The organism is Ruegeria sp. PrR005, assembly GCF_010500245.1.
Classification (GTDB): Bacteria; Pseudomonadota; Alphaproteobacteria; order Rhodobacterales; family Rhodobacteraceae; genus Ruegeria_B; species Ruegeria_B marisflavi.
On record NZ_JAAGOX010000032.1, the window covers coordinates 15,731 to 33,170 of the forward strand.

The following is a 17,440-nucleotide window of genomic DNA, read 5'->3' on the forward strand; positions in this document are numbered from 1 at the left end:
ATCATGGCGGAATGGGTGGCTTTGGCGGTGATTTGCCTTTCTTCGGCTGGGCTTACCGTTTGGTATCTGTCCACTCCGAGGCAACTGTCCGGCTTTTCCCGCGATCTGTTGACCGCGGAAGACGCGGCACCGCATGTCTTCCTCTTCGATGGGTCGACTGTTATCGGCTCTTCTCACCTGGGCGACGACAGGCACGTTCTCAACTGGGAAGAACTGCGCCAGAAACTGTCCGACGAGTTTCCCGGGTTTCCGACAGACCCGGATACCGTCGAGCAAGAGGGTGAAATCGTCGTCAAACCCATAGACGGTCGCACCGGGCGAGAGGTGTTCTGTGAATGGGTAGACGGTATTGTTCGGGTTGAACTGCGCAGCGGCAGCAAGGGGCAGCACGCGTTGCGGCGCTCTGACCCCGACCCGATCAGAATGGCAATGGATCCGGCACCCTATCCGGTGTGGCATCTCGACAACGACGGGAAGATCCGCTGGTGCAATGCCGCCTATGTGGCGTTGGCGCGAAAACTTCGGAACGGAAACCTCGATCTCTATGAGCCGCTGTTTCCCAAGGTCGAAGAGTTGGGCAGCGATGGAAAGAAATCCCGCGTCTCGATTTCGGTTTTTCCCTCACAGACAAAGCTTTGGTTCGACGTTGTGGTCGTGCCCCAGGAGTCGGGCAGCCTGTGCTATGCCGTGGACATCAACGCGGTCGTCGACGCCGAAGTGGCCCAGCGCAACTTTGTGCAGACATTGGCAAAGACGTTCGCACAACTGTCCATCGGACTGGCCATCTTCGACAGGAACAGGCAGCTGGCGCTTTTCAATCCGGCGCTGATCGACCTGACCAGCCTGCCCGCCGATTTCCTGACCAGCCGACCATCGGTTTCAAGCTTTTTCGACCGGTTGAGAAACCTCAACATGATGCCGGAACCAAAGAATTATGGCGGATGGCGCCAGGAGATGAACGATCTGTTGCAGGCGGCATCGGATGGTGTCTATCGAGAAACCTGGACACTGCCATCGGGGTCCGTCTATTCGGTGAACGGCCGCCCTCATCCGGATGGGGCCATCGCGTTTCTGTTCGAAGACATTACCGCGGACATCACCCTGACCCGCCGCTTTCGATCCGAGCTGGAGCTTGGCCAGGACGTTCTCGATCACATCGAGGATGCGATTGTCGTGTTTGCTTCTGACGGCACGCTCGCATTTTCCAACAAGGCGTATCACACATTGTGGAAGTCGGATCCCGAGCGAAGCTTTGCGAAAGTCTCGATCGTCGATGCCACCCGCGCTTGGCAGGAACAGTGCAACGCCACACCGCTGTGGGGCGACATTCGGGATTTCGTGGCAAATCGCGAGAATCGCGCGCTCTGGGAGGGTCAGGTCCGGTTGCGCGATGGCCGGCCGTTGAATTGCACGATCAACCCAATCCAGAACGGCGCGACAATGGTTGTTTTCTCTCTGACGACCATCTCCGAGACGCTGACCGAAACCGCAAGGATCGGATAGCGACTTGCAGCCGGAAAGCGGCGCGGCCATTGTGCGGCCATGACGGCTTCGCACCTTGAACTGACTACGGACTCCCCCGAAGAAACCACCGCCCTGGCGGTGTCTTTGGGTTCCACCCTCAGGCCCGGCGACTGTTTGCTGCTTTCGGGTGAAATCGGCAGTGGAAAAACTCATTTTTCCCGCAGCCTGATCCAGTCCCTGATGCCCGTGCCGGAAGACGTTCCATCGCCCACCTTTACCCTGGTGCAGGTCTATGACACCGAGCGGGGCGACCTGTGGCACTCCGATCTCTATCGCCTCTCCTCGCTCGAAGAGATTGAGGAGTTGGGTCTGTCAGAAGCGTTCAACGATGCGATAACTCTTGTGGAATGGCCCGACCGGCTTGGCCCGCTGACACCCCCACATGCGCTGATGATCACCTTTGAGGCCGACCCCGAACATGAAACCCGCCGAAAGCTGACTGTCGAATGGACCGACCCGAAATGGCCACCCCGTCTGACATGACCCGAACGACCAGCCGGACCGCCCTGGCAGAAGAGTTTATCGCCCGGTCACCCTGGTCTGGCGCCCGTCGTATGCCCCTTGCCGGAGACGCGTCCGCCCGGCGATACGAGCGGCTGACTGATCAGGATGCCGGTCGGACCGCGGTTTTCATGGATGCCCCGCCGGACGGTGGAGAAACGATCGAAAGGTTTGTCGAGCTTGCGCAACACCTGCGCTCGATCGGGTTGAGTGCGCCCGAAATCCTTTTTTCGGACGCCGACCATGGGTTTCTCTTGCTCGAAGACCTCGGCGACGACCTTTTTGCGCGGGTGATCGACCGCGCTCCGGACCTCGAACGTCCATTGTACGAAGCCGCGACAGACTTGCTGATTTCGTTGCGGGACACCCCCCTGCCCGCCGGACTGGAAAGTTTCGGCCCGACCGTCATGGCTGAAAAGACGGCCATCGCCTTTGAGCATTATGTCGAAGGGATCACAGGGGATGCCCGCCCCGAAACGATGACCCGGTTCATCGAAAGGTTCGAAAGCCTTCTTTATCGCATCACGCAAGGACCCAAAGTCCTGATCTTGCGAGATTACCACGCCGAAAACCTGATCTGGTTGCCAGACCGTCAGGGGCTGGCGCGCGTTGGTCTCTTGGATTTTCAGGATGCGGTGACGGGGCACCCCGCCTATGACCTTGTCAGCCTCTTGCAGGACATTCGCCGCGATGTCTCGACCGCCACCGAGATGCGCATGATCGACAGGTTCATCGCCGCGACAGGCGCGAATGATCACGAGTTTCGCACCGCGTATCCGGTGCTTGGTGTCCAGCGAAACCTGCGCATTCTCGGCGTGTTTGCCAGATTGTCCCGTGAGCTAGGGAAAACGCGGTATCTGGCGTTGATGCCTGCGGTATGGGCGCATCTGTTGCGTGATCTGGAACACCCCGCGCTGGCAGGGGTCGCCGATCTGTTGCGGGAAACACTGCCGCCCCCGACCCCGGAAAACCTTGCGCGGTTGAACCCGACATGAGCCAGCCCCGTTTTCCTGTGATGCTGTTTGCCGCCGGGTTCGGAACCCGCATGGGCGATCTCACCCGGTCCCGGCCGAAACCTCTGATCAAGGTCGCCGGCCGCCCGCTGGTTGACCATGCGCTGGACCTGGCACGCGCCGTCGAGCCGCCCAGAATCGTGGCCAACACCCATTACCTCGCACCGATGCTGGCAAGACATTTGGAGCCGCAGGGTGTGATCCTATCGGACGAACAGCCTGATATCCTCGACACCGGCGGGGGGCTGCGGCAGGCGGGACCAATGCTGGCCTCGGACACGGTATTTACCATGAACACGGATGCGATCTGGTCCGGCCCCAACCCCTTGGCCCTGCTGGCCGAACATTGGAACCCCGACAGGATGGATGCGCTGCTGATCTGCGTTCCGGTGTCGCAAACAGTGGGATATCTGGGCCAAGGCGATTTCTCCTGCGATGACGAGGGCAGGCTCCACCGGGGCGCCGGGCTGGTCTATGGTGGGGCGCAGATTGTCAGGCCGGATGGACTGGCAGAGATTCCCGAGCGCAGTTTCTCCCTAAACCTGCTTTGGAACAGGATCGGTGCGCAAGGACGGCTGTTCGGCCTCACCTATCCAGGCCGGTGGTGCGACGTCGGCCATCCGGGCGGGATCACCCTGGCCGAGGAACTGCTTGCGCATGTTTGACCCCTGTCCGCATCCGCGTGTCTTTGCGCTGCCACCCGGTGCCGATTTCCCTCGCGCACTGGTGGACGGCTTGCGTGGCCGCTGTGCGCATCTGCCCCCGCATGCGCTGGCGCAGGTGCATCTGGTGGTCAACACCCGCCGGATGGAGCGCCGCATCACCACCCTGTTCGACGCGGATCCAGCCAGCCTGCTGCCGCGTATCTCACTGGTCACCGACCTGAGCGCGCTGGGTCTGCCAACATATCTGCCCACCGCCGTGCCGCCACTGCGCCGCCGACTTGAACTGGTGCAACTGATCACCCGATTGCTGGACCAACAACCCGATCTGGCTGCGCGCGCCTCGATCTTCGACCTTTCGGACAGCCTTGCGGCGCTGATCGACGAGATGCAGGGAGAAGGCGTCGCGCCCGACACCATTCGCAAGTTGGACGTGACAGACCTGTCGGGACACTGGGCCCGCGCGCAGCAGTTCATTGCGATTGCCGAGCGCTACCTGGGCGCCGCCGAAGGCGCGTTGGATGTTCAGGCGCGACAAAGGCGGATCGTCGAAACCCTGATCGCGGACTGGCAGGCCGCGCCGCCACCGCACCCGGTCATTCTGGCCGGTTCGACCGGATCTCGGGGCACCACCATGCTGCTGATGGAGGCGGTTGCCCGCCTGCCGCAAGGCGCCGTGGTGCTGCCCGGTTTCGACTTCGACCAGCCCGGCCATGTCTGGTCCGAACTGGGCGATGCGTTGACGGCCGAGGACCACCCGCAGTACCGGTTTGCCCGGCTGATGGAGCAGCTCTCGCTGTCGCCCGATCAGATCCGCCGATGGTCCGACCTCCCCGCCCCCTGCCCCGCACGAAACCGGTTGGTGTCATTGGCTCTCAGGCCGGCACCGGTCACCGATGCCTGGATGACCGAAGGTCCAAGGCTGCAAGCGCTGGATACGGCAACGCAGGACATCACCCTTGTCGAGGCACCATCGCCCCGGGACGAGGCGCTGGCCATCGCGCTGCGCTTGCGACAGGCTGCCGAGGATGGGCAGACCGCCGCTTTGATCACACCCGACCGCATGCTGACCCGCCAGGTCGGTTCCGCCCTGGATCGCTGGAACATCCTGCCCGACGATAGCGCCGGTTTGCCGCTGCAACTGTCGCCTCCGGGCCGGTTCCTGCGCCACGTGGCCGGGCTGTTCGCCTCCCGCCTGGATGGAGAGGCGCTGCTGACCCTGCTGAAACACCCGCTGTGCCACTCCGGCCCGGGCCGGAACGAGCATCTGTTGCATGCCCGCGATCTGGAACTGGACCTGCGCCGCAATGGTCCGCCGTTTCCCGAGGCCAAGGACCTCGCGAACTTTGCCGCCCGCCGCGACGTGCCGACGGAGTGGGCCCACTGGGTCGCTGAGTGTTTCTGCGACCAAACGGCCTCTGGCACCCTGCCGCTTTCCGAATGGGTTATGCGCCTGCGGCAGTTGGCTGAAACGGTCTCTGCCGGATCAACCGGTCAGAGCGGGACCCTCTGGGAGCAGAAAGCCGGACAAGAGGCGCTGGCCATCGTCAACGCGCTCGAGGACGAGGCGCCGCACGGAGGCTATATGTCCGCCCGCGACTTCGCCGATCTGCTGGGTGGGCTTTTGTCCACTGGCGAGGTACGCGACCGCGACGCCCCTTATCCCGGCATCATGATCTGGGGCACGCTCGAGGCGCGCGTGATGGGGGCCGATCTGCTGATCCTTGGCGGGCTGAACGAAGGCAGCTGGCCCGAGGCCCCTGCCCCCGACCCCTGGCTGAATCGACGCATGCGCCATGATGCGGGCCTGTTGCTGCCCGAGCGCCGCATCGGTCTGTCGGCGCATGATTTCCAGCAGGCCATCGGCGCGGCCGAGGTCTGGCTGACCCGTGCCAAACGCTCGGATGACGCGGAAACCGTGCCGTCGCGCTGGCTGAACCGGCTGACCAACCTGTTGCAGGGCCTGCCGGATCAGGGCGGCGATGTCGCGCTGGCTGAAATGCGCGCGCGTGGTCAAGGCTGGCTGACCTGGGCTCAGGCCCTGGAGGACGCGCCGCGCGTCGATCCCGCGCCACGCCCCTCGCCCCGGCCACCAGTCGCCGCGCGGCCAAGGCAATTGTCAGTGACCGAGATCAAGAAACTGATCCGCGATCCCTATGCCATTTACGCCCGTCACGTGCTGCGGCTGAAGCCGCTGGACCCGCTGGTTCAGGCCCCTGACGCGTTACTCAGGGGTATCGTGATCCACGAGATCCTGGAAAGTTTCGTCAAGGACAGCCTGCTGGATAGCGCCTTGCTCAGCCGTGAGAATTTCCTCAAACGCGCCGCCGCGCTTCTGGACGAGCTGGTCGCATGGCCCACCGCGCGCGCGCTCTGGCTGGCGCGGCTGGAACGGGTGGCAGATGCGTTCCTGGCCGCTGAAATGGAACGTCGCGCGGATGGCGGCCCGGTGGGCTTCGAGGTGCGGATGAACCGTCGGCTTGATGGGCTGGACTTCACCCTGATCGGACGGGCCGACCGGGTCGACATGACCGGGCGCGGGTCATTGTGCATCTACGACTACAAGACCGGCACGCCCCCCAGCGAAAGGCAGCAGGCCAAGTTCGACAAGCAACTGCTGATCGAGGCCGCGCTTGCCGAAGAAGGCGGGTTCGAAGGGCTGGACCCGTCGCCGGTGGCGCGCGCGGTCTTCATCGGCATGGGCGGCAGCTACAAGGAAGTGGCTGCGCCCCTGACCGAGGAGCCCCCCGCACGGGTCTGGGCCGAACTTCACCAGTTGATCGCGGCGTATTTCGAGCCGGATCAGGGGTTTACCGCACGCCGGATGCTGCACAAGGACACGGACTTTGGCGACTATGACCACTTGGCCCGGTTCGGTGAATGGGATCGCACCGCCACGCCCCTGCCCGAGGATCTGACATGACCGCGCGCAACGCAGCCACCGAGGCGCAGTTTCGCGCCTCGCATCCCGCCGCCTCGACCTGGCTGGCGGCCAATGCGGGATCGGGCAAGACAAAGGTCCTGACCGATCGCGTGGCCCGGTTGCTGCTGAACGGGGTCGAACCGCAGCATATCCTGTGCCTGACCTATACCAAGGCCGCTGCCAGCGAGATGCAGAACCGCCTGTTCAAACGCTTGGGCGAATGGGCCATGCTGGGCGACGCATTGCTCAGGACCCAGCTTGCGGATCTTGGCGTTCCGGGCACGATTGACAGTGCCCGCTTGGCCCATGCCCGGACACTCTTTGCCCGCGCGATCGAGACACCGGGCGGGCTGAAGATCCAGACCATCCACTCGTTTTGTGCGGCTCTATTGCGCCGATTTCCGCTCGAAGCGCGGGTCAGCCCGCAATTCGCGGAAATGGAGGATCGGGCCGCCGCGCTCCTGCGCGAAGAGATAGTCGAGGATCTTGCCGAAGGTCCACAGGCACCGCTGGTCGAGGCGGTCGCTCGGTTCATAACCGACACAGGATTCGACAGCCTTACCGCCGCGATCTGCCAGCACCGGGCCGGTTTTGTACAACCTATGGACTGGGAGCAACTGGCCGAAGCCTTCGGCCTGCCGCCGGGATTCGACGAGGATGCGCTTCTCCCCTCTGTCTATCTGGGCGGCGAGCTGGAGCTTGTCCGCTCGCTCCTGCCGGCGCTTGCGGGCAGCGGATCAAACGACCAGAAGGCCGGCGCAAAACTGGCCCGGTTCGACGGCCCGACGCTGGATGGGCTGACCGTTCTCGAAGAGGTGCTGCTGACCGGGGCGAGCGCCAAGGAACCCTTTACCGCCAAGATTGGCGCTTTCCCGACCAAGGGCCTGCGCGAAGGAGCATTGGCCGGACAGATGCCGCAGCTTGAGGCGCTGATGCTGCGGGTCGAGGAGGCCCGTGACCGGCGGCTGGCCCTGACCGCCGCGCGCAAGTCGGCGGCGCTGCACCGGTTCGCGGCGGCCTTTCTGCCGGAATACGAACGGCGCAAACAATTGCGCGGCTGGCTCGACTTTGACGACCTGATCCTGAAGGCGCGGCAACTGCTGTCCGATCCGGGCGTCGCGGCCTGGGTGCTCTACCGGCTTGACGGCGGCATCGACCATATCCTTGTGGACGAGGCGCAGGACACCAGCCCGGAACAATGGGACGTGATCGAGAAGCTGGCGCAGGAGTTCACCAGCGGCGAAGGCGCGCGGGCAGGGGTCGAACGCACGATCTTTGTCGTAGGTGACAAGAAACAGTCGATCTATTCCTTCCAGGGCGCGGACCCGGACGCCTTTGACCGGATGCAGGCCGAATTCGGCCGCAAGCTGCGTCAATCAGGCTCTAACCTAGAGGATTTGACGCTGGAATACTCCTTCCGCTCTTCCAGCGCGATCCTTGGGCTTGTCGATCTGGTGTTCGAAGACCGGGCCGAGGCCGGGTTCCGCAAAGAGTCGCTTCATCGCGCCTTCAAATCCGACCTGCCGGGCCGCGTGGATCTGTGGCCGGTGGTCGAAAAGGTCGAAGAAGACGAGGATGGCGACTGGACCGACCCGGTGGACCGGCCTGGTGCGCGCCATCACACCGTGATCCTGGCCGAGCGTGTGGCGGCGCAGATCAAGGCGATGATCGACGGGGGCGAAACCATTCCCATCGACGGCGACTCTCCTGGCACATTTCTGCGGCGTCCAGTGCGGCCAGGGGATTTCCTGATCCTCGTCCAACGCCGGTCCGACCTCTTTGCCGAGATCATCCGGGCCTGCAAAGCCGCTGGCCTGCCTATCGCCGGGGCAGACAGGTTGAAGGTGGGCGCGGAACTGGCGGTCAGGGATCTGGCCGCGCTGCTGAGTTTCCTCGCCACGCCCGAGGACGACCTGTCGCTGGCCACGGTGCTGAAATCGCCGCTTTTTGGGTGGAGCGAGCAACAGCTGTTCGATCTGGCCCACAGACGCACAGAGCGGTATCTGTGGGCGGCGTTGCGGTCCAGAAAAGATGAATTTCCCCAGACACTTGCCGTTCTGGACGATCTGCGCGGGCAGACCGATTTCCTGCGCCCCTATGACCTGATCGAGCGGATTCTGACTCGCCATGACGGACGGCGGAAACTGCTGGGCCGTCTGGGGGCCGAGGCCGAAGACGGGATCAACGCCTTGCTCAGTCAGGCGCTGGCCTATGAACGGTCTGACATACCCAGCCTGACTGGTTTTCTGGTCTGGATGCAGACCGACGACCTTGAGATCAAGCGCCAGATGACCGGTGTGGGCAATATGGTGCGGGTCATGACCGTGCATGGCTCCAAGGGGCTGGAGGCGCCGATCGTGATCCTGCCCGATACCGCCCAGCGCCGGGCACAGCGTGATGCCGAGATCATGAAGGCGGGCGATCTGCCGCTGTGGCGAGTCGCCAAGGACGGATCGCCCGCCGTGCTGTCGGCGGCGCGCGAGGCGGCACAGGCGCGGGAAACCAACGAGCGTCTGCGGTTGCTATATGTGGCTCTAACCCGGGCGGAAAAGTGGTTGATCGTCGCGGCGGCGGGCGACATCGGCAAGGATGGCGGCAGTTGGTACAGCATGGTTGCCGACGCAATGGCGCGGGCCGGGGCGGTGCGGGTTGAGGGGCAGGATTTCCTGCGGCTGGAGCACGCGGACTGGGAGGCGCTACCGCTCGCCGAGGCCCAATCAGCGGAGATCACTGCGCATCCACTACCCGATTGGGTGCGGCAGCCAGCGGAGAAACCTATTGAATTAAAAGCGATTTCTCCGTCGGACCTGGGCGGCGCCAAGGCGCTGCCCGGCGAGGCGGGGCTGGACGAAGAGGCGGCGAAGTTGCGGGGCACGCGGCTTCACCTGTTGCTGGAGCATCTGCCGCGGGCCGAGGAGGCCTCATGGACCGAGGTCTGCGCCCGGTTTCTACCGGATATGCAGCCGTCCGCGCGCGACGATCTTTTGGCCGAGGCACGCGGCGTTCTGACCCATCCGGATCTGGCAGCGCTGTTTGCGCCGGGAACCCTTGCCGAGGTGCCGGTCAGCGCGGTGCTGGGAGCGCAACGGATGCATGGGGTGATCGACCGGCTGATCCTCACCGAAAGCGAGGTTCAGGTGATTGATTTCAAAAGCAATGCCGTGGTCCCCGGCACCGTTGAGGCCTGTCCCGAGGGGCTGCTGCGGCAGATGGGTGCCTATGCTCAGGCATTGGCGCAGATCTATCCGGACCACGAAATCCGGACCGGAATCCTGTGGACACGCACCGCCCGGATGATGTGGCTGCCACACGATCTTGTGACGGCAGCGCTGGGTCGCACCCAGATATCTTGACCTTGCGCCCCGGCGCTCCTACTTTCCTGACCCAAGCGCATCGCATCCCATTCAGGAGACAGATCATGTCCACCGTAGCCGTCACCGACGAAACCTTTGACGCCGAAGTCAAGAACTCGGACATCCCCGTTGTGGTGGATTTCTGGGCGGAATGGTGCGGCCCCTGCAAGCAGATCGGCCCGGCGCTGGAAGAGCTGGCAAACGAGTATGCGGGTAAGGTGAAGATCGCCAAAGTCGATGTGGACAGCAACCCGAATTCGGCCGCTGCCATGGGCGTGCGGGGCATTCCGGCGCTGTTCATCTTCAAGGATGGCCAGGTGGTGTCGAACCGGGCCGGCGCGGCGCCGAAAGCGGCATTGCAGAACTGGATCGACAGCTCGATCTGAGCCCGGCCAGACCCGGAATTCAGAAGCGCCCCAAGCGGGCGCTTCTTTCGTTTTGACCGTTTTGTACGCGGTCTGGCACCCGGATTGACCGTTTTGTACAGCGAATTTGGCCCCATCCAAGGACCGGTTCTGGTGCTGGTATCCGGCACGCGATAGGTCAGGATCGGGCGCAGCAAGATCGGAGGAACGAAATGGCCAAGACACGGGTGCTGGTGGAGTTCGGCATGGGTTCGTCGCTCAGGCGTGAGGACTATACCGAGGCGGCGCTGAGGGCGCTGAAGGATGCGCTGTGGCACAACTCGGTCAACATGGCCGAGTTGTTCGGCTTTCCAAAGCAGGCGATGATCGTCGATGCCGAGATCGGGGTGCAGAAGCCCGACGCGGTGGATGTGGCGCGGCTGGCGGAGGTGTTCCCTTATGGTCAACCCAACATCACCGTCCGGCAGGGCGGGCTGGACATCGAAAAACCGCAGGGGGGCGGGCGCACGGTGATCGCCAATGCGGCCGTGGTGGTGTCGTTCGACATGGAGGCCGTGCAATGACCGAGCGCCGGATGATCCTGGAGATGGGAACGGGCAACGACCTTTATGGTCAGGACTATACCAAGGCCGCGCGCCGGGCGGTGCAGGATGCGTTGCACCATTCCTCGATCACGTTGTTTTCGAAACTGGGGATCGATTCTGCCGAGATGCGGGTGCAGGTCACGATCGGGGTGCAGCGGCCTGAAGAGGTGGATTGCGCCGCCGTTGCCGCCGAGCTGCCGCGCGGCCGGGCCGAAGTGCGCGCCGTCATGGGGGGCCTTGATGTTGAGGACGCCGAGACCGGTAACCGCCATGTGATCGCCACGGCGGCGGTTGAGGCATTCCTGCCCGACCTGACCGGCAAGTACCGGCTGTCTTGACCGCTAAGGGGCCGATTTCATTTCCGTTGACAGGGGATCGGCCTCACGCTCAATATCCGGGCAACGGACTCGGGTGAGTGCTGAAACATGCGCGAAGACTTCGGAACAGCAGAGACAGGGCGCCGGGCGACCGGCTGCGACCTCGTCGTCTGACAGAAAATTGGGTGTCCTGCCCCGAGGGCAGATGGCGGTCCGGTAAAAACGGGCCATGGTCCCAATTTCTGATTCCGGTTTACTTTCATGCACAACACGAACGGGTGTCGTATCGCCATAGATATCGGCGGCACGTTTACCGATACCGTCCTGGTCGATGAGGCGGGCCACAGCCTTGCCACCACCAAGACGCCCACAACGCCTGAGAACCCGACGCTGGGCGCGCTTGAGGGCGCGCGGCGGGTGCTGGAGGAGGCGGGCGCCCATTGGGACCAGATCGGCGGTTTTATCCATGGCACCACGCTGGCCACAAACGCGCTGATCGAGCGGCGCGGCGCAAAGGTGGCGACGGTGACCACCGAGGGGTTCCGGGATATTCTGGAGATCGCCTATGAGCGGCGGTACAGCCAGTACGATATCGACCTGGTGAAACCGGATCTGATCGTGCCCCGGTCGCGCGCCTTTACCATCGGCGGGCGCATGGATGCCCGGGGTCGGGAACTGGAGCCGCTGGACGAGGCGGGTGTTGCGGCGCTGGCCGCCGCGCTGGAGCGCTGCGGCGCCGAGGCGGTGGCGGTCTGCCTGATGCATGCCTATGCCAACCCCGCACATGAAATCCGCCTGCGCGAGATGCTGGGGGCCGCGCTGCCCGGGCTGGTGATTTCGCTGTCGCACGAGGTGAGCCCCGAGGCGCGCGAGTTCGACCGGCTGTGCACGACCATCGCCAATGCCTATGTCCTGCCGCAGATGGCCAGCTATCTGGCGGATTTTCAGGCGCGGTTCACGGCCGAGGGACTGATCTGTCCGATCCTGATGATGACGGCGGGCGGGGGCATGACCACGCTGGACACCGCCGCGCGGCTGCCAATCCGGCTGGTCGAATCGGGGCCGGCGGGCGGTGCCATTCTGGCGGCGCGCATCGCCGCCGAGACTGGCGCGCACGAGGTGTTGAGTTTCGACATGGGCGGCACCACGGCAAAGCTGTGCCTGATCGACGGGTTCCGGCCGCAGACCGCGCGCCGGTTCGAGATCGCGCGGGCGGCGCGGTTCATCAAGGGGTCGGGGATGCCGGTGCGCATCCCGGTGATCGAGATGATCGAGATCGGGGCAGGGGGTGGCTCCATCGCGCATGTCGACCGGTTGGGCCGGGTGCAGGTAGGGCCGGAAAGCGCCGGATCGAAACCGGGGCCAGCGGCATTCGCCAAGGGCGGGACCGCGCCGACGGTCACCGATGCCGATGTGTTGCAAGGGTTGATCGAACCTGCACGTTTCGCAGAAGGACGGCTGAAGATCGACGAGGCGGCAGCGGAGGCGGCCGTGATGCGCGATGTGGGCGCGCCGCTGGGGCTGGATCCGGCAGCAGCGGCGCGGGGCATCAGCGAGATCGTGGACGAGAACATGGCAGGCGCGGGCCGGATGCATGCGGTGGAATCGGGCAAGGACCTGGGCGCGCGGCTGATGATCGCCTTTGGCGGCAACGGGCCGTTGCATGCCACGCGGGTGGCGCGGCGGGCACAGGTCGGGCGCATCCTGATCCCGCGCGATCCGGGTGTCGGGTCTGCGGTCGGGTTCCTGTTTGCGCCGGTGTCGTTCGAGATCGTGCGGTCCCGCTATGACACGCTGGATACGCTGGATATTGGCGGGTTGAACGCGTTTTTCGACGCGATGATAGATGAGGCGCAGGCGGTGGTCCGGGCCGGTGCGCCCGAAGGGCCGCTGACGATCCGGCGGCAGGCCTTCATGCGCTATCACGGGCAGGGGCACGAGATCGAGATCGCCTTGCCGGACCGGCCACTTGAGGCGGCGGATATCGCCGATCTGCGCCGCGCGTTCGAGGCGGAGTATAGCCGTCAATTCAGCCGCGCGGTGCCGGGGATGACGATCGAGATCCTGAACTGGGCGCTGGATGTCTGCTCGGCCGCGCCCGCGCTGCGGCAGTATCCGCAGGTTCAGGGGCGGCAGGCGGCCCGACCTGTCGGGAAGCGGTGCATTCTGTGCGACGTGACCGGCGACTGGCGCGCGGCGGAGGTTTTTGAACGCGCGGCACTGGAGCCCGGCGATCACCTGTCCGGGCCCGCGCTGATCATCGAACCGCAGACCACGACATTCGTCAGCGCCGATTTCGGCGCGCAGGTGGATGGCAGCGACAACATATGGCTGACACGCAAGGCGGAGGACGCGCAATGACACCGACCGATACCCGTTTGCAGGTGATGTGGAACCGGCTGCTGGCCGTGGTCGAGGAACAGGGACAGGCGCTGATCCGGGCGGCGTTTTCGCCCATCGTGCGCGAGTGCGGCGATATCTCGGCCGGGATTTTTGATCTTAACGGCCGGATGCTGGCGCAGGCGGTGACCGGCACGCCGGGTCACATCAACACCATGGCTGAGGCGGTCAAGACCTTGCGCGGGCGCTTTCCGATACAAGAGATGAAGCCCGGCGATATCTATATGACCAACGATCCCTGGATCGCATCCGGGCATCTGAACGATTTCCTGCTGATGATGCCGGTGTTCTACAAGGGGCGGGTGGTGGGGTTCACATCCTGCACCTCGCACCTGGTGGACCTGGGCGGGCAGGGCATGGGGCCCGAGGGGACCGATATCTATGACGAGGGGCTGCTGATCCCGCCCTGCCGGTTGATGGCGGCGGGCGCGCTGAACACGTTCCTGATGGAGATGGTCAAGGCGAACTCGCGCGAGCCGGTGGCGAACGAGGGGGATATCTATGCGCTGATCGCCTGTTGCGAGACCGGCGCACGGCGGCTGGCCGACATGATGGCCGAGTTCGGCATCGACGATCTGGACCGGCTGGCCGATTACATCATCGACACGTCGTACCGGGGCACGCTGGAGGCCATTGCCGAGCTGCCGCAGGGCCGGTGGCACGCGACGCTGAAGGTCGACGGGTACGAGCAGGAGATCGAGTTGTGTGCGGCGCTGACGGTCTCGGCCGACCGGGTGGAGGTGGATTTCACCGGCACCTCGGGCCTGTCGCGGAAGGGGATCAACGTACCGCTGAACTATGCCACCGCGTACACTGTGTTTGCGCTGCGCTGCATCATCGGACCAGAGATTCCCAACAATGCCGGGTCGCTGGCACCGTTCCATGTGAGCGGGCCGGAGAACTGCATCCTGAACGCGCGGCATCCGGCGCCGGTTGCGATGCGGCATACGCTGGGACAGATGACGCCCGATCTGGTCTATGGCTGCCTGTCGCAGGCCCTGCCGGGCAGGGTTCCGGCCGAAGGGGCGTCGTGTATGTATGACCTGCCGCTGAGGCACACACCCGAGGCGGTGGCGCGCGGTGGCACGCAATTCGCACTGGAACTGGTGTTCAGCGGCGGAACCGGGGCGCGGCCGGGGCTGGATGGGCTATCGGCCACGGCCTTCCCCTCGGGCGTGTGGGGATCGCAGGTGGAAACCACCGAGGCGGTGGCGCCCGTGCTGATCACCCGGCGCGAGCTGCGGCAGGACAGCGGCGGTGCCGGACGGCTGCGCGGCGGGTTGGGCCAGTGGATCGAGATGCGCTCGGCCACCGATGAGGATGTGATGCTGTTCCTGTCGGTCGAACGGGTGCTGAACCCGGCGCGCGGGCGGCAGGGCGGTGGCACCGGGGCCGCCGGGCGCATCCGTATTGGCGAGGATGGGGCAGACCTGCCCGGCAAGGGCGAAATCCGGGTGCCGGCGGGCGAGACGCTGATCTTTGAAACGCCGGGCGGGGGTGGGTTCGGGCCAGCGGGAGAGCGGGACCGGGCGCAGGTTCTGCGCGATCTGGCGGAAGGGTTGATCAGCGCTGAGGCCGCGCGCGATATCTACGGGGTAGAGCCATGATCCGCCCGGTTCCCCATGTGGCGGCGATCACCGCCTATGCGCTGGCACAGTTGCAGGCGCCCGAAGGCAAGCGGCTGGTGTCGCTGTCCCAGAACGAGAGCCTGCGCCCGCCCAGCCCGGCGGCGATCCGGGCGGCAGCGGGGGCGCTGGAGGCCGGGCATCTCTATCCCGACCCCGACTGGTCGGACCTGCGGGCGGCGCTGGCGCCAGTGCATGGTATCGCGGCGGGGGATATCCTGTGCGGCAGTGGTTCGATGGAGTTGATCGCCTGTCTGGCACGCGCCTATGCCGATCCGGAAAATGCTGTTCTGGCGCCCGCGCATGCCTATCCGTTCTTTCGCACCGCCGCGCTGCTGGCGCGGGCGCGGTATGACACGGCACCCGAGGTCAACAGACAGGTGTCGGTGGATGCGTTGCTGGCAGCGGTGCGACCCGACACGCGGCTGGTTTTTGTCGCCAATCCCGGCAACCCGACCGGCACGCGAATTGCGCGGGCCGATCTGCTGCGGCTGCGCAACGGGTTGCCCGGTGACGTGTTGCTGGTGATCGACGAAGCCTATGGCGAGTTCGCCGACGGGTTGGACGAGCCGATGTTCGATCTGGTCGCGCGCGGCGACACGGTTGTGCTGCGCACCTTGTCCAAGGCCTATGGCCTGGCGGGGGCGCGGGTGGGCTGGGGCCTGTTTCCGCCTGCGGTGGCGCGCGTGATCCGCAAGGTCATGTCGCCCAACAATATCCCGGCGGCGAGTCAGGCGGCGGCGGCGGCAGCGGTGGCCGATCAGGCGTATATGCGCGAGACCTGCGCGCTGACGGCGGAAATGCGCGACAGCTTTGCCGGGCGGTTGCGGCAATCGGGGTTCGACGTGCCCGAAAGCCATACCAATTTCGCGCTGATCCGCTTGGGTGACCCTGACAGGGCGCAAGGGGCCGACGCCGCGCTGCGCGCCGTGGGGATCATCCTGCGGCCGCAAGGCGGGGTCGGGTTGGGCGATTGCCTGCGGGCGACCGTGGGGCAGGCTGGGGCGATGGAGGCCACGGCAGAGATTTTGGAACATTGGGCGAGAAAGGAAACAACATGACAGAGTCGCGCGGGCGGGCCCGGTTCGGGATCCTGGTGCCTTTTACCAATACGAATCTGGAACCCGATATGGTGCTGTTGCGCCCGTCCGGCGTGTCGCTGCATTTCGCGCGGCTGGGCGGGTATGATCAGGACGAGATTCCCGATGCCGAGCAGATGCATGGGCTGGGCGCCAGCGATCTGGACGAACCGCTGCACCTTTTGCAAGGGGTGCGGCCGGATGTGATCCTGTATGGCTGCACCTCGGCGACGCTGACCCATGGCCCGGCGTTCGACCGGGACCTGGCCGCGCGGATCCGGGCCGAAAGCGGCGCGGCGACGGTGACGGCTGCGGGCGCGCTTGTGCATGCGCTGACGACACTGGGGGTGACGCGGATCGGCTTTGCATCGCCCTATGTGCGGGCGATCAACGACATGGCGGTGGGGTTTCTGGGCGAAACCGGGTTTGAAACCGTGGCGCGGTCCGAGGTGACCGAGACGTTGGACAATTACGGGCAGGGCGAAATGGGGCCGGACCGGGTGTTTGATCTGGGACTTGCCGCCGATCACCCGGAGGCGCAGGCGATCGTGCTGTCCTGCACCGACATGCGCAGCGTGGAGACCATTGGGCGGTTGGAACAGGCGGTTGGCAAGCCTGTGATCACCTCGAACCAGGCGATGGCGTTCCAGGCGATGCAGATGGCCGGGATCGGTGAGCCGGTGGCGGGCTATGGCCGGTTGCTGGAACTGGCGCGGCTGGAGGCGGGTGTGGCGGCTTGAACGGGTGCAGATCCGCCAAAAGAAAAAGCCGCCCGGTTTCGAGCGGCCCTTCTATCGGTCTGCCATGGGACTTGATCAGAGCTTGGCGATGTCGGCGCGGGTCAGGCCGATGTCGTCCAGCTGGGCGTCGGTCAGGACCGACAGCGCCTTGCGGGTCAGACGGCTCTCGTTCCACGAGACGACGGCGTCTTTTGCCGAGATGAAAAGGTCCACCACGCGGAGAACGGTGACTGCTCCGAGCGGCGCTGTGGTGCTGGTGGTATATGCCATTTGCGCGTTCCTAGATTGAAACAGCCGACCCTGCGTCGGTTGTGAGGCTCATGTAGGAGAAGACCCTGAGTCTTACAAATGCCC

General features: G+C 64.8%; 14 protein-coding genes. 13 read left to right on the forward strand and 1 reads right to left on the reverse strand.

The features are described 5' to 3' along the window. The first annotated feature begins 3 nt into the window (after positions 1 to 3). The 13 genes from G0P99_RS15620 (at position 4) to G0P99_RS15680 (ending at position 17,086) form a co-directional block, all read left to right on the forward strand. The gene (locus G0P99_RS15620; RefSeq protein ID WP_164131419.1) at positions 4 to 1,503 is read left to right on the forward strand and encodes a PAS-domain containing protein; all 1,500 of its coding nucleotides are present in this window, start codon (positions 4 to 6) and stop codon (positions 1,501 to 1,503) included. 39 nt (positions 1,504 to 1,542) lie between these two features. Then, a complete protein-coding gene (tsaE, locus tag G0P99_RS15625; RefSeq protein ID WP_164131420.1) occupies positions 1,543 to 2,007 on the forward strand; it encodes a tRNA (adenosine(37)-N6)-threonylcarbamoyltransferase complex ATPase subunit type 1 TsaE in 465 nt (154 codons plus the stop codon). Then, on the forward strand, positions 1,971 to 3,020 hold the full coding sequence (locus G0P99_RS15630) for an aminoglycoside phosphotransferase family protein (protein ID WP_239059839.1): 1,050 nt from the start codon (positions 1,971 to 1,973) through the stop codon (positions 3,018 to 3,020). Before tsaE ends, G0P99_RS15630 begins: the two co-directional genes overlap by 37 nt. Beyond that, positions 3,017 to 3,703: a nucleotidyltransferase family protein gene (locus tag G0P99_RS15635; protein ID WP_239059840.1), complete on the forward strand. Its 687-nt coding sequence runs from the start codon at positions 3,017 to 3,019 to the stop codon at positions 3,701 to 3,703. Before G0P99_RS15630 ends, G0P99_RS15635 begins: the two co-directional genes overlap by 4 nt. Next, the gene (gene addB / locus G0P99_RS15640; protein ID WP_164131421.1) at positions 3,696 to 6,623 is read left to right on the forward strand and encodes a double-strand break repair protein AddB; all 2,928 of its coding nucleotides are present in this window, start codon (positions 3,696 to 3,698) and stop codon (positions 6,621 to 6,623) included. The genes G0P99_RS15635 and addB overlap by 8 nt, the downstream gene beginning before the upstream one ends. Then, entirely contained in the window at positions 6,620 to 9,976 is a 3,357-nt protein-coding gene (gene addA, locus G0P99_RS15645) for a double-strand break repair helicase AddA (RefSeq protein ID WP_164131422.1), read from the forward strand. The genes addB and addA overlap by 4 nt, the downstream gene beginning before the upstream one ends. A gap of 65 nt (positions 9,977 to 10,041) precedes the next feature. Next, positions 10,042 to 10,362: a thioredoxin gene (gene trxA / locus G0P99_RS15650; protein ID WP_164131423.1), complete on the forward strand. Its 321-nt coding sequence runs from the start codon at positions 10,042 to 10,044 to the stop codon at positions 10,360 to 10,362. A 191-nt stretch (positions 10,363 to 10,553) separates the two neighbouring features. Further along, on the forward strand, positions 10,554 to 10,904 hold the full coding sequence (locus tag G0P99_RS15655) for a Lin0512 family protein (RefSeq protein WP_164131424.1): 351 nt from the start codon (positions 10,554 to 10,556) through the stop codon (positions 10,902 to 10,904). Beyond that, positions 10,901 to 11,263, forward strand: a complete 363-nt coding sequence (locus G0P99_RS15660) for a Lin0512 family protein (RefSeq protein WP_164131425.1) — start codon at positions 10,901 to 10,903, stop codon at positions 11,261 to 11,263. The genes G0P99_RS15655 and G0P99_RS15660 overlap by 4 nt, the downstream gene beginning before the upstream one ends. A 240-nt stretch (positions 11,264 to 11,503) precedes the next feature. Further along, the gene (locus tag G0P99_RS15665; RefSeq protein ID WP_164131426.1) at positions 11,504 to 13,603 is read left to right on the forward strand and encodes a hydantoinase/oxoprolinase family protein; all 2,100 of its coding nucleotides are present in this window, start codon (positions 11,504 to 11,506) and stop codon (positions 13,601 to 13,603) included. Further along, on the forward strand, positions 13,600 to 15,249 hold the full coding sequence (locus G0P99_RS15670; protein ID WP_164131427.1) for a hydantoinase B/oxoprolinase family protein: 1,650 nt from the start codon (positions 13,600 to 13,602) through the stop codon (positions 15,247 to 15,249). The genes G0P99_RS15665 and G0P99_RS15670 overlap by 4 nt, the downstream gene beginning before the upstream one ends. After that, on the forward strand, positions 15,246 to 16,328 hold the full coding sequence (locus G0P99_RS15675; protein ID WP_164131428.1) for a histidinol-phosphate transaminase: 1,083 nt from the start codon (positions 15,246 to 15,248) through the stop codon (positions 16,326 to 16,328). Before G0P99_RS15670 ends, G0P99_RS15675 begins: the two co-directional genes overlap by 4 nt. Continuing rightward, the gene (locus G0P99_RS15680) at positions 16,325 to 17,086 is read left to right on the forward strand and encodes an Asp/Glu racemase (protein WP_164131429.1); all 762 of its coding nucleotides are present in this window, start codon (positions 16,325 to 16,327) and stop codon (positions 17,084 to 17,086) included. The genes G0P99_RS15675 and G0P99_RS15680 overlap by 4 nt, the downstream gene beginning before the upstream one ends. A gap of 75 nt (positions 17,087 to 17,161) precedes the next feature. Here the strand turns inward: G0P99_RS15680 and G0P99_RS15685 are convergent, their stop codons facing one another. Further along, positions 17,162 to 17,356: a DUF1127 domain-containing protein gene (locus G0P99_RS15685; RefSeq protein ID WP_164131430.1), complete on the reverse strand. Its 195-nt coding sequence runs from the start codon at positions 17,354 to 17,356 to the stop codon at positions 17,162 to 17,164. Positions 17,357 to 17,440: the final 84 nt, after the last annotated feature.

Coding starts and splice junctions, on each gene's coding strand:
- G0P99_RS15620 (WP_164131419.1), top strand. CDS start 4: ATGGCGGAATGGGTGGCTTTGGCGGTGATTTGCCTTTCTTCGGCTGGG.
- tsaE (WP_164131420.1), top strand. CDS start 1,543: ATGACGGCTTCGCACCTTGAACTGACTACGGACTCCCCCGAAGAAACC.
- G0P99_RS15630 (WP_239059839.1), top strand. CDS start 1,971: ATGGACCGACCCGAAATGGCCACCCCGTCTGACATGACCCGAACGACC.
- G0P99_RS15635 (WP_239059840.1), top strand. CDS start 3,017: ATGAGCCAGCCCCGTTTTCCTGTGATGCTGTTTGCCGCCGGGTTCGGA.
- addB (WP_164131421.1), top strand. CDS start 3,696: ATGTTTGACCCCTGTCCGCATCCGCGTGTCTTTGCGCTGCCACCCGGT.
- addA (WP_164131422.1), top strand. CDS start 6,620: ATGACCGCGCGCAACGCAGCCACCGAGGCGCAGTTTCGCGCCTCGCAT.
- trxA (WP_164131423.1), top strand. CDS start 10,042: ATGTCCACCGTAGCCGTCACCGACGAAACCTTTGACGCCGAAGTCAAG.
- G0P99_RS15655 (WP_164131424.1), top strand. CDS start 10,554: ATGGCCAAGACACGGGTGCTGGTGGAGTTCGGCATGGGTTCGTCGCTC.
- G0P99_RS15660 (WP_164131425.1), top strand. CDS start 10,901: ATGACCGAGCGCCGGATGATCCTGGAGATGGGAACGGGCAACGACCTT.
- G0P99_RS15665 (WP_164131426.1), top strand. CDS start 11,504: ATGCACAACACGAACGGGTGTCGTATCGCCATAGATATCGGCGGCACG.
- G0P99_RS15670 (WP_164131427.1), top strand. CDS start 13,600: ATGACACCGACCGATACCCGTTTGCAGGTGATGTGGAACCGGCTGCTG.
- G0P99_RS15675 (WP_164131428.1), top strand. CDS start 15,246: ATGATCCGCCCGGTTCCCCATGTGGCGGCGATCACCGCCTATGCGCTG.
- G0P99_RS15680 (WP_164131429.1), top strand. CDS start 16,325: ATGACAGAGTCGCGCGGGCGGGCCCGGTTCGGGATCCTGGTGCCTTTT.
- G0P99_RS15685 (WP_164131430.1), bottom strand. CDS start 17,356: ATGGCATATACCACCAGCACCACAGCGCCGCTCGGAGCAGTCACCGTT.